At 64.7% G+C, this 14,431-nt stretch carries 12 protein-coding genes; 6 read left to right on the top strand and 6 right to left on the bottom strand.

Annotated features, from left to right (window positions below; translation table 11 throughout):
• The first annotated feature begins 61 nt into the window (after nucleotides 1-61).
• Together CCS01_RS13125 and CCS01_RS32790 are read left to right on the top strand one after the other, a co-directional pair.
• A complete protein-coding gene (locus CCS01_RS13125) occupies nucleotides 62-1,090 on the top strand; it encodes a KGGVGR-motif variant AAA ATPase (protein WP_408887487.1) in 1,029 nt (342 codons plus the stop codon).
• The gene (locus tag CCS01_RS32790) at nucleotides 1,090-2,538 is read left to right on the top strand and encodes a hypothetical protein (RefSeq protein ID WP_146101731.1); all 1,449 of its coding nucleotides are present in this window, start codon (nucleotides 1,090-1,092) and stop codon (nucleotides 2,536-2,538) included. Before CCS01_RS13125 ends, CCS01_RS32790 begins: the two co-directional genes overlap by 1 nt.
• 13 nt (nucleotides 2,539-2,551) lie before the next feature.
• Here the strand turns inward: CCS01_RS32790 and rsfS are convergent, their stop codons facing one another.
• The 3 genes from rsfS to CCS01_RS13110 form a co-directional block, all read right to left on the bottom strand.
• The gene (gene rsfS, locus CCS01_RS13120; RefSeq protein ID WP_104519268.1) at nucleotides 2,552-2,977 is read right to left on the bottom strand and encodes a ribosome silencing factor; all 426 of its coding nucleotides are present in this window, start codon (nucleotides 2,975-2,977) and stop codon (nucleotides 2,552-2,554) included.
• 89 nt (nucleotides 2,978-3,066) lie between these two features.
• Nucleotides 3,067-3,669: a nicotinate-nucleotide adenylyltransferase gene (locus CCS01_RS13115; protein WP_338049980.1), complete on the bottom strand. Its 603-nt coding sequence runs from the start codon at nucleotides 3,667-3,669 to the stop codon at nucleotides 3,067-3,069.
• A gap of 14 nt (nucleotides 3,670-3,683) precedes the next feature.
• Nucleotides 3,684-4,931 (bottom strand): glutamate-5-semialdehyde dehydrogenase, encoded by a 1,248-nt coding sequence (locus tag CCS01_RS13110; protein WP_104519264.1) that lies wholly within the window; start codon nucleotides 4,929-4,931, stop codon nucleotides 3,684-3,686.
• Nucleotides 4,932-5,075: 144 nt separating this feature from the next.
• Here CCS01_RS13110 and CCS01_RS13105 point away from each other — a divergent pair, with 144 nt between their 5' ends.
• Nucleotides 5,076-7,133 (top strand): carbon starvation CstA family protein, encoded by a 2,058-nt coding sequence (locus CCS01_RS13105; RefSeq protein ID WP_104519263.1) that lies wholly within the window; start codon nucleotides 5,076-5,078, stop codon nucleotides 7,131-7,133.
• Nucleotides 7,126-7,326: a YbdD/YjiX family protein gene (locus CCS01_RS13100; protein ID WP_104519262.1), complete on the top strand. Its 201-nt coding sequence runs from the start codon at nucleotides 7,126-7,128 to the stop codon at nucleotides 7,324-7,326. Before CCS01_RS13105 ends, CCS01_RS13100 begins: the two co-directional genes overlap by 8 nt.
• A 259-nt stretch (nucleotides 7,327-7,585) precedes the next feature.
• On the opposite strand, the gene CCS01_RS13095 is transcribed toward CCS01_RS13100, so the two are convergent.
• A complete protein-coding gene (locus CCS01_RS13095) occupies nucleotides 7,586-9,298 on the bottom strand; it encodes a c-type cytochrome (protein WP_204848248.1) in 1,713 nt (570 codons plus the stop codon).
• Between the two features lie 686 nt (nucleotides 9,299-9,984).
• Between CCS01_RS13095 and CCS01_RS13090 the strand changes: the two genes are divergently transcribed.
• Nucleotides 9,985-11,232 (top strand): cytochrome P450, encoded by a 1,248-nt coding sequence (locus tag CCS01_RS13090; protein WP_104519261.1) that lies wholly within the window; start codon nucleotides 9,985-9,987, stop codon nucleotides 11,230-11,232.
• Nucleotides 11,233-11,467: 235 nt separating this feature from the next.
• Nucleotides 11,468-12,907: an FAD-binding oxidoreductase gene (locus CCS01_RS13085; RefSeq protein ID WP_104519260.1), complete on the top strand. Its 1,440-nt coding sequence runs from the start codon at nucleotides 11,468-11,470 to the stop codon at nucleotides 12,905-12,907.
• A 252-nt stretch (nucleotides 12,908-13,159) separates the two neighbouring features.
• On the opposite strand, the gene CCS01_RS13080 is transcribed toward CCS01_RS13085, so the two are convergent.
• Nucleotides 13,160-14,323, bottom strand: coding sequence for a hypothetical protein (locus CCS01_RS13080; protein WP_204848247.1), 1,164 nt, complete (start codon nucleotides 14,321-14,323; stop codon nucleotides 13,160-13,162).
• Nucleotides 14,256-14,431: transposase (locus tag CCS01_RS13075; protein ID WP_146101497.1), on the bottom strand; the 176-nt coding region annotated here is incomplete at its 5' end. The genes CCS01_RS13075 and CCS01_RS13080, both read right to left, overlap by 68 nt.

Below are 14,431 nucleotides of genomic sequence, written 5' to 3'. Positions count from 1 at the left end.
ATCGGGGCGGCAGTCAGACGGGGCATGAAGGCTCCGGTGAATCAGGGCGAGGCGTGAGCCTGTGGCCTGCCATATTCAGGCCGCTCCTGACTCGCCAGAACGGCTCCTGACGGCGGCTGGTCACGGCGATTGCCGCCAGACTGTGGCAAACCAGACTCACCCGCGCCGGGCCACCCATCAACGGAGTCGCCACTTCCGGCGAGGTGTACTAGTCGTGGATCTGGACCTGGAAGCTCCTGGTCTGGGCAATTTGCTCCTCGACGACGAGCGAATGCCGCGGCTTGGCGTTGTGGATTTCCTTGTCGAAGATGGACTCAATGGAATCCAGGATGCCGATTTGCCTGAATTCGTAGGGACGAGTGCTCTTACAAAAGGTGAAGGTGGACGTGTGGACGTTGTACCTGCACTAGGCCGACAAAGTATGGATCACCCGGAGAACATCCTGCCCAAGCTTGCTCGCGCAATGATTGAAGATGTAACCGACCAAGGCGAGTCCGTCTCGGTTGGCAGTCAGATCTCGACCATGATAGCCCGCCTGGCCGCACAGGCCGGCTACGATGTCGTCCTGATTGATAGTCGTGCCGGCCTTGCGGAATTGGCTGCACCAGCCGTCCTCGGCTTAGGCGCAACGGTCCTGCTCTTTGGCACTGCACAGAAGCAGACGGTACAAGGATATAGAGCTTTATTTGCGGCTCTGCGGCTCCTGGCCCTGCGCGACCGTGCTGCCGGTCGTGATGCTGATTGGCGGCTGATGTTGAAGCCAGTTTACGCCAAGGCGAGCCTTGATCCCCAGGTATCCGCCAGATACCGGGACGAGTGGTATGATCTTTTCGCTGAGTACCTCTATGACGCAGAGGAAAATGCCGGAGAGAGCGATCTGAATTTCGACATCGACGATGATAGCGCTCCACATTGGCCACTTGTCATCCCCTTTAACCAGTCGTTTGTTGATTTCGACTCTTCGCGCGCTCCGGACCAGCTGTTGCAAGGTTTTTATGAGCTGACCTTTCGGCCTTTTCTTGATCAAGTGGACGCGATCATAGCCATGAGCGCCACGGACAATGCCCAAAGTATGCGAGAGCCGCTATAATGGGGAAGAATCTTATAGACTTCTACCTAATTCGTGCTGAGATAGCAACATTTGAGTTGTCCCCGAAGGTCGAACCGAACGAGAATATTGAGACAGACAGGGCTTTTTTCCCCGAAGGCCATCGCAACGTGCTTGATCTCAAACGTCAGCTCGTCGTCGGCAACCGCGGAATGGGGAAGAGTTTCTGGACGCACGCGCTGTTCAATGGGGCGCTGCGAGAGCGGTTGGCGCAAGTATACGGCATTCCGTCTCTTGCACGAACAGAAGTTGCCATAGGCTTCAATGGTTCGGAAAAGTTAACAGCTGTAGCGCCCACGACCGACGAGATAGCACATGCTTGTGACTCCGGATGCAAACCAGAACTAATCTGGCGGGCTACTCTACTACGTGCTGCACATTCCTTTGTTCAGGAAGGGCCAGGACCAGGTTTCTCCCAGGCAATTCAGCTACTCCAGAATAACCCGGAATTTTATGCACGTGCACTAACTGATGCTGACAATTCGCTTGCCGCCAAAGGCAAATCTGCTCTGATCGTCTTCGACGCCCTGGATCGACTGGCGCCAAACTGGGGCGCTATTCAAGCGTTGACCAAAGCATTGTTGATTCGTGCAGTGGGATTGCGGTCGTTCCAGGCCATCCGCGCAAAAATATTTATGCGCGTGGATCAGTTTGCCGATACGGAGCCGTTTCAGTTTCCCGACAGCTCCAAGATCAGGAATGACTACGTTGACTTGACGTGGCATCCATATGAATTGTACGGCTTGCTATTTTTTGAACTACTCCGCCGCGGTGATGCGCGACTGCAGTTGGAACTGCTGGCAGATGAAACGAATGCCCGCCTGGCTCTGCCACGCAATGGCCGCTTGAACATGTCGGCGCTCGATGAACAAGCCAGGCTCATTGCGGCGTTGGCGGGAGAGTATATGGGCAGGCACAAGAAGCGCGGACGAGTGTATACATGGGTACCACTGCATCTAGGTGATGCACGCAATAACTGCTCCCCACGGACTTTTCTCACCGCCTGGAAGACAGCCGCGGGTCACGTTCCTCCCCCGAAGGATCAGGCAGTTGATCATCTTGGCCTTATCGACGGCGTGAGGCAGGCGTCAACGACGAGGCTGGTAGAGCTACGGGAGAGCTTTCCTTGGATAGATTCGTCCCTGGCGCCGCTTCGCCGCCAGTTTGTGCCAATGTCGAAGCAGGAGCTGTTTGCTCTTTGGAAAGAACACAAAGTCATAGAAAATATCATCGAAAAGTCCGACCGCAAGCAGTGGTTGGCACCGATCGATTTCTATTTGGATCATGACCCAGGTGCTCTTCTCAAGACAATGACCCGGATAGCCGTGATGGAGGAACGCGCAAATGGCAAAATCAACGTACCCGACATTTTTCGGGTAGAAGCTGGGATTCTGCGCAAGGGAGGCGTTGCGGTACCGGGGCGAAAGTAGCCCATTTCCCCCCTCAAACCGCCTCGTCCAGATCCTCCCCCCACATCTTCTCCAGCGCGTACATCGCCCGCGCCTCCGGCTTGAACAGATGCACCACGATGTCCCCGGCATCGATCAGCACCCAGTCCGACCCGCCGGCCCCCTCCACCTGCACCCGCTTCAGCCCCGCCTCCTTCAGCTTCTCGCTCAGATGCTGCGCCATCGCCGTGATCTGGCGATCCGCCAGCCCCGTCGCGATCACCATCCGGTCGCAGAACATCGCCTTCCCCGCCAGGTCTAGCGTCACCACGTTCTCCGCCTTGTCGTCCTCCAAACTCCCGACGATCACCCCCTGCAGCCGATCCAGCTCCGACGGCTCGATCTTCACCTTGCGCGCCCGCGGCGCGGCGGCTTTCTTCGGCCCGGCGGCGATCGTCTTCTTGCGCGGGCTGCCGACCATCGCGGCGTCGGCCAAAGCCGGCTTCGCGGCCTTCTTCCGGGGCGCCGGCTGGTGCCGGGCAGGCGACGGAGGCATTTTCGGCGTCTTCGTTATGGCACAATTCCTTCAGCGGCGGCACGACGGATCGCCGTGGCGGACACAGGGTTCTCCCGCACCGGCAGGAACACCCAGCCCGGCGCGGCGCCGGGCAGCAGCAGGGCCTCCCGTGGCCGCCGGCGTCCTGCCCGTAGCCGATGCGCCGCCTGTCCCGCAAGCGCCCGCGCGTTGTAATTCGGCCGAGGCAGCACCGCGAACGGCAGCCGCCCGGCGATATCGGTCCAGCGGCGCCAGCGCGGCAGCTCGTCCAGGATGTCGGCGCCCATGATCCAGACGAACTTCACCCGCGGAAACAGCCGCGTCAGCCGCCGCATCGTGTCCACGGTGTAGCGCGTGCCCAGGTCCGCCTCGACCCCGCTGGCCAGCACGCGCCGCCCGTCGGCGATCCGCCTTGCACTGGCCAGCCGCTCGGCGAACGGAGCCATGCCGGCCTCGGGCTTCAGCGGATTCCCCGGTGAGACCAGCAGCCAGACCTGGTCCAGCCGCAGCCACCGCGCCGCCTGCTCCGCGACATGCCGGTGCCCCTCGTGCGCCGGGTTGAACGACCCGCCCAGCAGCCCGACCCGCAGGCGCCGCCGGTGGCCGAAGCGGGGGATCGGCTCGACGTCTCTCAGGGACGCACCTGCCCCGTGCCGGTGACGAGGTAGCGGTAGGTCGTCAGTTGCTCCAGCCCCACCGGCCCGCGCGCGTGGATTCGCCCCGTCGCAATGCCGATCTCGGCGCCGAAGCCGAATTCGCCGCCGTCGCAGAACTGGGTGGAGGCGTTCCACATCGCCACCGCGCTGTCCACGCCGCGCAGGAAGCGGTCCGCCGCCGCCGCGTCCTCGGTGACGATGGCGTCGGTGTGCTCGCTGCCGTGCGCGGCGATGTGCGCCAGGGCGGCGTCGACGCCGTCAACCACCGCGACCGACAGGATCGCGTCCAGCCACTCGGTGTCGAAATCCGTGGGCGACGCCGCCGGCAGGTCCGGCACGATCGCCCGCGCCGCCGCATCGGCCCGGAACGCGCAGCCCAGCGCCCGCAGATCGGCCACCAGCAGCGGCAGCAGGGAAGCGGCAATCGACCGGTCGATCAGCAGCGTCTCGGTCGCGCCGCAGATGCCGGTGCGGCGCATCTTGGCGTTGGCCAGGATCCGCCGCGCCATCGCCGGGTCCGCCGCGGCGTGGACGTAGGTGTGGCAAAGCCCCTCGGCATGCGCCAGCACCGGCACCCGCGCCTCGCGCTGCACCCGCTCCACCAGCGATTTTCCTCCACGCGGGATGATCAGGTCCAGCAGCCCCGCCCCGGCCAGCATCGCCGCGACATAGGCGCGGTCGGCGGTCGGCGCGACCTGGATGCAGGCTTCCGGCAGGCCGGCGGCCACCAGGCCCTTCTGCAGCGCCGCATTGATCGCCCGCGCGCTGTGCAGGCTGTCCGACCCGCCGCGCAGGATCACCGCGTTGCCCGACTTCAGGCACAGCGCCGAGGCGTCCGCGCCGACATTCGGCCGGCTTTCATAGATCATGCCGATGACGCCGATGGGCGTGGCGATGCGCCGGATGCGCAGCCCGTTCGGCCGCGTCCAGTCCGCCAGCACGCGGTCCAGCGGGTCGGGCAGCGACGCGACGTCCTCCAGGCCCCGCGCCATCGCCTCGACCCGCGCTTCCGTCAGCGTCAGGCGGTCGAGGAAGGCGGCGGTGCCCTGATAGGCCGCGACGTCGGCGGCGTTCGCCGCCAGGATCTCCCGCATGCCGGCGCGCACTGCGTCCGCCATGGTCCGCAGCGCGGCGTTGCGCGTGCCGGCCGGGCTGCGCGCCAGGATGTGGCTGGCCTGGCGGGCCGCGGCGGCTGCCGCCTTCAGGTGTTCGTTCTCGTCCATCGCGCCATCATGCCCAAAAGCAGCCGGATCGGCTGCACAGGTTCTTCTCCACAACGCCGCGTGCTTAGGCTATCCGTTGACGTCAATCAATGCGCGGCCCCGGGCAGTGGACCAGCGGCGCGGGAATCTGTCACAGAGGGAATAATGCCCCTAACGAACCGGCTAATTTGGCTTGCCGTGACCTTGCTGGGAACGGTCTCGTTCGGCATCGTCGCGCTGTGGCGGGGCGAGGCGGTGAACGCCGCCTGGCTGGTGACCGCCGCAGTGTGCATCTACTTCATCGCCTATCGTTTCTACGGCCTGTGGATCGCCCGAACGGTCTTCCGGATCGATCCCGGCCGGCCGACTCCGGCGTACCGGCACAATGACGGCCTGGACTACGTGCCGACCAACAAATACGTGCTGTTCGGCCACCATTTCGCCGCCATCGCCGGCGCCGGGCCGCTGGTCGGCCCCGTCCTGGCGGCGCAGATGGGCTACCTGCCCGGCACGCTGTGGCTGCTGGCCGGCGTCGTGTTCGCCGGCGCGGTGCAGGACATGACGGCGCTGTTCCTGTCCACCCGCCGCGACGGCCGCTCGCTCGGCGACATGATCCGCACCGAGATCGGCACCGGCCCCGGCACCGTGGCCGGCATCGGCATCCTGCTGATCTGCATCATCCTGCTGGCGGTGCTGGCGCTGGTGGTGGTGAAGGCGCTGAACGGTAGCCCGTGGGGCACGTTCACCGTCGCCGCCACCATCCCGATCGCCCTGCTGATGGGCCTGTACGGCCGCTTCATCCGGCCCGGGCGGATCGCCGAGATGTCCGTCCTCGGCGTCGTGCTGCTGCTGACCGCGCTCATCGGCGGGCAGTACGTCGCGGCGGACCCGGTCTGGGGGCCGCTGTTCACCCTGCGGCCGGAGACGCTGGCGCTGCTGATCATCGGCTATGGCTTCGTCGCCTCGGTCTTGCCGATATGGCTGCTGCTGGCGCCGCGCGACTACCTGTCCACGTTCCTGAAGGTCGGCACCATCACCCTGCTGGCCATCGGCGTCGTCATCGTGCGGCCGGTGCTGCAGATGCCGTCCATCACGCAGTTCGTCGACGGCAGCGGGCCGGTCTGGGCCGGCAGCGTCTTCCCGTTCCTGTTCATCACCATCGCCTGCGGCGCCGTGTCCGGCTGGCACTCGCTGATCTCGTCCGGCACCACGCCGAAGATGATCGAGAACGAGAACCAGATCGCCTTCATCGGCTATGGCGCGATGCTGATGGAATCGTTCGTGGCGATCATCGCCATGGTCGCCGCCTCGGTGATCCATCCCGGCGTGTATTTCGCCATGAACAGCGCCGCCGGGATCATCGGCACCGACCCGGCGCACGCGGCGCAGGTGATCAGCAGCTGGGGCTTCACCGTCACGCCGGACATGCTGACGCAGATCGCGCATGACGTCGGCGAGAGCACGATCCTGTCGCGCACCGGCGGCGCGCCGACGCTGGCGGTGGGGATGGCGACCATCCTGTCGGGCCTGACCGGATCGTGGCTGATGAGCCTGTGGTACCACTTCGCCATCCTGTTCGAGGCACTGTTCATCCTGACCACCGTCGACGCCGGCACCCGGGTCTGCCGCTTCCTGATCCAGGACCTTGTGGGCAACGCCATCCCGGCGTTCCGGGCGACGGAATCCTGGGCCAACAACCTGATTGGCTCCGCCCTGGCCTGCATGGCCTGGGGCTATTTCCTGTACCAGGGCGTGATCGATCCGCTGGGCGGGATCTGGACACTGTGGCCGCTGTTCGGCACGTCGAACCAGATGCTGGCGGCGATCGCGCTGATCCTGTGCACGACAGTGCTGTTCAAGATGAAGCGGCAGCGCTACGCCTGGGTGACGCTGGTCCCGACCGCCTGGCTGGTGATCTGCACCGTCACCGCCGGGGCGCAGAAGGTGCTCAGCCCCGACTGGAAGATCGGCTTTCTTGCTCACGCGCAACGATTTAACTACGCCATCGAGACCGGCAAGGTGCTGGCACCGGCCAGGAGCCTGGGCGAAATGAGCCGCGTGGTGTTCAACGACTACGTCGATGCCACGCTGGCGGCGGTGTTCGCGCTGATCGTCATCACCATGGTGTATTTCGGCGCCAACGCCTGCCTGCGGGCGCTGATGGCGCCGCGCAGCACGGCGATCGAAATCGGCGGTGCAATGAAGGGCGTGGGCGATGACTAAATTCAAGCTGGTCTGCGAACGGGTCACCCAGACGGCACGGCTGATGGTGGGCGTGCCGGACTACCAGGCCTATCTCACGCACCGGAAGACGACGCATCCCGGGCAGGAGATCATGAGCTACGAGGCGTTCTTCCGCGAACGGCAGGAGGCCCGCTACGCCGTCGGCAAGGGTCGGTTCCGTGGGTGTTGCTGAGGATGGAAGGCCAGGGTTGGATATCCGAGGCGAAATCCGTGGTGCCCGTTGCAGTGCTGACAGTGGCGGGCACTCACGCGTGGCCGGGATGAAGCCTGCGGGGCTCGGAACAAAGATGATTGACCTTAGCCAGGGGCGGATTGTTGCGCCTGGTTGACCCGGAGCCATGCTCCCGGCTGCGGTTCCGCCCGTCTGTATCGGTTGGAGGCGCGAGAAGATCCGCCGCTGGTCGTTCGATCAACAGCGGCGAGTGCGTTGATTACTGATTGACCCCCATGCGCCACGGCGAGCGCTCCTGCCAGGTCTTCAGGGCAGAGGCAGCCCATGATGTCGGCTTGTCCTTATGGCAAGTCGTACATGGGTTGGGGATGCCATACGTGTCCGTCTCGGCCGGCGTGATGAAGCGGAACGTATGGGCACGAACGCTCACGTCGGCAATGGTCTGCTCGATGCGCGGCATGTGGCAGGCAATGCACTGGCTGCCCGGACTGCCCGGCTTGTGATGCGTATGTTCTTCGATCGTAGCGGTATGGGGCCCGTTCTGGGTGTGGGTACCATGGCAGGCGAAGCACATTTCAGCCGGCGGCTCGCGCAGTTGCGCCTGATACCTGGTACCGTGCACGTCATGGCAACTAAAGCAGGCGACCCCGCGGTTGTACATCAGGCTCTGAACGAAGTCATTGCCCTGCATGCGATTCTTGTGCGCCGTGCCGTCGGGAAAGTGCGTGAACGTGGTTTCGCCGAGCTTGTGCTCTTCGAGTTTCCAGAAGTCGTCGAGGTTCAGGCCCATATGGAAACCGACCGGCCAGTCATAGTATTTGCCATTGATCGGATTGGCCAGAGGCCGCCCCTGGGAATGGCACTGGATGCAGGTGTCGTTGGCATGCACGTAGTCGAGCCGCGCCGGGTTGATGATGGTTTCACGTACCGGGTTTTTCACGTGCTCGCTGCCGGGTCCGTGGCAACGCTCACAGCCGACGTTCCACTCGGTCGGGTTCCTGGTGTTGATGTCGTAGTTCACCGAGTGGCACCCATCGCATAACGGGCCTGTTGGGCGCTGGAAATTGTCCGGGGGATACAGCGGCGCCCACCAGTCGGCTCCGTTCCTGACGAAATACTTTCGCCACATATGGTGCGTGATGTCCCACTGCGCGGGCTCCGGAAAGTAGTCGTCGCCGACTTTCTTGAAGTAGCGTTGCTTCCAGAGGCTGCCGTAGACGAAGGCTATGTCGTCCTTGCCGAAGGTTACAAGCGGATCTGGCTTGGAGAGATCCGGCGTAATCGCCTCGGGGTGCTGGCGTGGGTCACGGACGACGTTTGCCATCGGCGTGGTCTTCCAGCGGTCATAGATGCCGGCGTGGCACGACCGACATTCGGCAGACCCGACATAATGCCGATTTGGTTCGGCATCGCCCGGCGCGGCAACAGCCGGCGGCGCGAGCGAAAATGCGCCGTGAAGAGACATGGCCGCGCTGGCGGCCTGCCGCGACATCGGAACCGTAATCGGCAAGTGGCGGATATACAGGACCAGTTGCCAGATCTGCCGCTCCGGCATGTTCCAGGCCGGCATGCCGGTGTTTCGAATACCGTTGCGAATGTGGTAGTACATCTCCCCGTCCGTCAGGGACGCCGCGAGCGCACGGAGCGGCGGCGGACGGGGATACTCGCCGGCGCCGATCTGTGTTCGGCCACTCCCGTCATAGCCATGGCAGATCTCACACTTTTCGCGGAACAGATCGCGGCCTGCCACGATATCGGCCCGATCGCTTTCCAATGGATTCCGCTGCGCGCGGTCTGCTTCCGGCACGCTGTGGCGCAGCAGCCAGGCGGCAATGGCGATTTCAACCTTCGGCGGCTCCGGCCGCGCACTCGACAACTCAGGCAGCGCGTATCCGTAGAGGGCGGCAGCAGTCGCCCCGACCGCCAGCACGACGCACGCCAAGGCCGCCAGAAGGAACCGTGGGCGCATCATGGAACTCCGCTGTCCTGCTGACCATCGCGGCCGGCCGGGGCTGGCACATCCACGCAACAGCCGGATTGTGCACGCCACATACGGAGCCTGGCTTGCCTGTATCGGATCGGCCTCGGTCCTTGCATCCGGGGCATTCAGTTTCAGCTCCAATCAGACACGTTGGCCCAATTATCGACCGACAGCCTGGCGCTTCGAGACCCCGCGCCGTTAAACCGGGTCTGGGCGCCAATCCACATTTCAATCCTGATTGGTGTCTATTGTGGGCTTCACCTCATCCAAGGCTATACGCCAGCGGGCAAATGAACAAGACGATCAGTAGCGAGCGGCTCCGGCGCGTGACCGACGTCACAGGCATGGCGCCCCGCTCGCGGAAAGCAGTACTGGCCGTGTTGAGGAGGATCGCTGGCACCAACCCCTGGCCATCCCGTGGCGGGGTACTCGCGCAGCATTACAGCAAACCGCAGGTCGGCTGGGACACCGCTTGGGGCGGGGCGGCCTGCCCCGGTCGCCATGCAAGGCGAAGGCCCGGCATGACGATGAAGCCGCGCCGACGGCCGGTGCCAACCTACCTGCGGCTTGCTGTCGCCACATCGGCGGCTCGCGTCCAGGGCAGCGGGCACGCAAACCAATGTATTGACCATCCACCCGCCTTCATGCTGGCCTGCCGGACCAAAGGGAGGCCTACCATGAACGCACCCGTTCCGATCGATACGTCCAGCCCCGCCTACAGCCTGCCGCTCGACCGCTACGACGTCTCCGACCCTGCGCTGTACCAGAACGACACCTGGTACCCGTATTTCAAGCGCCTGCGCCGCGAGGCGCCGATCACCTACGTCCCCGACAGCCTGTACGGCCCCTACTGGTCGGTGACGAAATACAAGGACATCATGCACTGCGAGGTGCACCACGAGGTCTTCTCCAACGAAATCGGCGGCATCACGATCGAGGATTTCCCCCTCGACCTGCAGCGCCCCAGCTTCATCCGCATGGACCCGCCGAAGCACGACGAGCAGCGCAAGGTCGCCAGCCCGATCGTCGCGCCCGCCAACCTCGCCAACATGGAGCCGCTGATCCGCGAGCGCACCCGCCTGGTGCTGGACGCCCTTCCGCGCAACGAAACCTTCGACTGGGTCGAGCACGTCTCGGTCAAGCTGACCACGATGATGTTGGCCACCCTGTTCGACTACCCGTTCGAGGAGCGCACGCAGCTCACCTACTGGTCCGACGTCGCCATCTGCAACGTCCGCGACCCGTCCTCGCCGGTTCATTCCGAGCAGGAACGGTTCGAGGAACTGAAGAAAATGGCCGCCGCCATGAGCGCGCTGTTCAATGAGCGCCGCAACCAGCCGCCGAAATTCGACCTGCTGTCGATGCTGGCGCACGGTGAATCGACGCGCGACATGCCGCTGAAGGAGTTCATGGGCAACCTGTCGCTGCTGATCGTCGGCGGCAACGACACCACCCGCAACTCCATGAGCGGCGGGCTGATGGCGCTGAACCAGTTCCCCGACCAGTACCGCAAGCTGATGGCCAACCCGAAGCTGATCGAAAGCCTGGTGCCGGAGATCATCCGCTACCACACGCCGGTGATCCACATGCGCCGCACCACAAGCCAGGACACCGAGCTTGGCGGCCATGCCATCAAGGCCGGCGACAAGGTGGTGATGTGGTACATCTCCGGCAACCGCGACGAGGATGCGATCGAGAACCCCAACGACTTCATCATCGACCGCGCCCGCCCGCGCCAGCATTTGTCGTTCGGCTTCGGCATCCACCGCTGCGTCGGCAACCGCCTGGCAGAACTGCAGCTGCGGATCCTGTGGGAGGAAATTTTGCCCCGCTTCCCGATGATCGAGGTGGTGGGCGAACCGAAGCGCCTCTACTCCAACTTCATCCGCGGGATTCGGCATTTGCCGGTGCGCATCCCCGGCTGAGGCGGCACGGCCGTTGCCACCGTCACGGCCGTTCTCTCACCGTCGTTCTCTCACCGTCATGGCCGGGCGTGTCCCGGCCATCTGCGCTTCGACGGCGGGGGGTGGATGGCCGGGACACGCCCGGCCATGACGACAAGGCAAGGATCCGGGCACCAGGGATTTCTTCCGGGTGCCTGCGGTGCCGGGCGTGCATCCGGCCGCCGCCCGCGCTAAAGCCGACCGGAAAGGACCCGCCATGCCCGATCCCGCGCCGCCCGCCGACACCCTGCTGGACGCCATCCGCGCCGTCGTCGGCGACCGCGGCCTGCTGACCGGCCGCGCCGACACCGCCGCCTATACCGAGGACTGGCGCCGCCTCTACCAGGGCCGCACCGCTGCCGTCGTCCGCCCCGGCAGTACGCAAGAGCTGGCCGAAATCGTTCGCCTGTGCGCCGCCGCCGGCACCCCCATCGTCCCCCAGGGCGGCAACACCTCCATGGTCGGCGGCGCGGTGCCGAACGAGGACGGCTCGGAGATCGTCGTCAGCCTGGCGCGGCTCAACCGCATCCGCGACCTCGACCCCATCGACATGACCATGACGGTCGAGGCCGGCGTCACGCTGAAAGCCGCGCAGCTTGCCGCGGCGGACCGGGGCTGCCTGCTGCCGCTGTCGATTTCCTCTGAAGGCACCGCGCAAATCGGCGGCGTGCTGGCGGTGAACGCCGGGGGCAACAACACGGTGCGCCATGGCAACGCCCGCGACCTGGTGCTGGGGCTGGAGGTGGTGCTGCCGGACGGCACCATCTGGAACGGGCTGCGCCGCCTGCGCAAGGACAACACCGGCTACTGCCTGCGGCAACTGTTCGTCGGCTCGGAAGGCACGCTGGGCATCATCACCGCCGCCGTGCTGAAGCTGGTGCCGCAGCCGAAGGAGATCGAAGCCGCGCTGTGCGCCGTGCAGACGCCCGAGGCCGCACTGGACCTGTTCACCCGCTTCCAGGCGCACGACCCCGCCGCGATCAGCGCGTTCGAGCTGATGTCCGGCCTGGGCCTGTCGTTCGTGCTGAAGCACATCCCCGGCGCGACGCTGCCGCTGGAAACCGCCGCGCCGTTCACCGTGCTGGTGGAGCTCGCCACCCCCCGGCCGCAGGCGGGGCTGCGCGCCATGTTGGAACAGGTGCTGGAGCGGGCACTGGAAGACGGCACCGTCGCCGACGCCGTGATCGCCGAATCGGAAGCGCAACGGGCGTCACTGTGGAAGCTGCGCGAGGAACACTCCGAAGGCCAGAAGCGTGAAGGCGCCAGCGTCAAGAACGACGTTTCGGTGCCGGTTTCGCAAGTGCCGGCCTTCATCCGCAAGGCGACCGCCGCCTGCGAGGCGCTGATCCCCGGCGTGCGGGTGGTGCCGTTCGGGCACATGGGCGACGGCAACATTCATTTCAATCTCGAACAGCCGGTGGACGCCGACCCGGCCTGGTTCCTGGCGCAGGACCATGCCATCATGGACGCGGTGAACGACGTCGTCCGTGAATTCGACGGCAGTTTCTCCGCCGAGCACGGCATCGGCCGCCTGAAGCCCTACATGATGCCAGACTGGCGCGGCGGCGCCGAACTGGACCTGATGCAGCGCATCAAGGCAGCCATCGATCCGGGCGGGATCATGAACCCCGGCAAAGTCCTGCCGCCCCGGCCATAGACCGCCCCAAGCTGGGGACGACGGCTCGCCGTTGCCTTCTCGGATCGACGAATCGGCCTGCTCTACGCCGGCAACATCGGCACTCTGCCGCGCGGCGTCCCCCTGATCCCCTGTGGCCCTCCACGACCCTCAGTTCCTTCTCTGTGCAAACAGAAATACGCCATCAACCACGCTGTCCATGCCGGCGGAGGCACCCTGTTCGCACCGCGACGCTGCCAGCCCACATGGCCACATATCGCTCTGATCCCCCAATCAAGTCTGCCGCCCGAAGGTGATGTTGTCGTCGATCACCGCATTCGGGCCGATGGGCACCTGGCGCGGGTTCGGCAGGTTCAGGCTGTGGAAGGTTATCTTGTCGCGCCAGACCTTGCGCAGAAAGTCCTCGAACACCTGAATGGTGAGTTGCTCGCCGGGACAGCGCCGATAGCCGAAGCCGAACGGCGCGAAGCCGGCATAGTCGCAGACCGGCAGCGGCTTGCCGTCCACCACGCCGAACACCGTACCGAACGCGCTGTTGGCCATGGCGGCGTTGCGGCCGTCGCTGACCTTCATCGCTGTCAGCTCGAACGGGCACCTGGCAAAGCCGATCTGCTTGCTTCTTGCCTCATCCACCTGTGCGCTGGTCGGCACGTCGCGGTAGCGCGAGGGGTCGAACTGCTGCGGATTGCGCCAATGCCTGGGATCGAAGCTGGTCGCGGTGTGCGGTGAGATGATGTAGCCGCTCCGCCCATAGGGCAGGCCGAAGCGCAGGAAGGGCGAGACGCTGTCGCCGTAATTGTCGCTCGACCCCGTCCCTCTCACGTCGGACATCGAAGAAATGCTTCCGCCGTTCGGTGAGATCGTGCGGAACAATTCCATGACGAACATCTCGAGCGGCGTGAAGGGCGCGCCGCTCGCGGTGTCCGGATCCCCCGACATCGTCTGCTCGAACGCGGCGCGGATTTCGGCGTTGCCACCGTCCTGGCTGAGGCGCGACATGATGCCGAAGATCGTGTTGCCCCACTGGCTGAACGCGACGAAGTTGTGGAAGCACTCGAAGACGACGTCCTTCTTGCTGAAATGCGCGCCGTCACCCGCATTCCTGAGCCAGTACCAGGCGATCGTCTTCTCCGGGTTTGCGAGGCGTCCACTTGTTATGTCGTCCAGCCGTTCGTCGATCCAGTTCTTCAGGAAGTCGAGCAGCGCGCGCACGGTCATGTAGTTGTCGTAGACGACAGGCTGCATCGGATCGCGGAATGCCAGTACGGTGTTGAAGCTCTCGCCGATGGTGCGGACCTGGGGCGGGATCGCCTCGCCCTTCACCCCCAGGTGCAGGTCCCAGTAGATGTCCCAGTAATAGGGCGTGTCGTCAATTAAGCCAAACGACGGCGGCGGCGAGGTGGACCGCGGCGAGGAAGTTGCGGGCAGTCTTGTCATAGCGGGTTGCGATGGCACGGAACTGCTTGAGCCTGGCGAAGAAATTTTCGATCAGATGGCGCGCCTTGTAGAGGTCGCGGTCGTAGGTCCGCGGCGAGCGGCGATTGG

Source organism: Rhodopila globiformis (assembly GCF_002937115.1).
In the GTDB taxonomy this organism is placed as follows: domain Bacteria; phylum Pseudomonadota; class Alphaproteobacteria; order Acetobacterales; family Acetobacteraceae; genus Rhodopila; species Rhodopila globiformis.
Note: the sequence above shows the minus strand (reverse complement) of the source record. Positions and strands in the feature narration are given on the sequence as shown.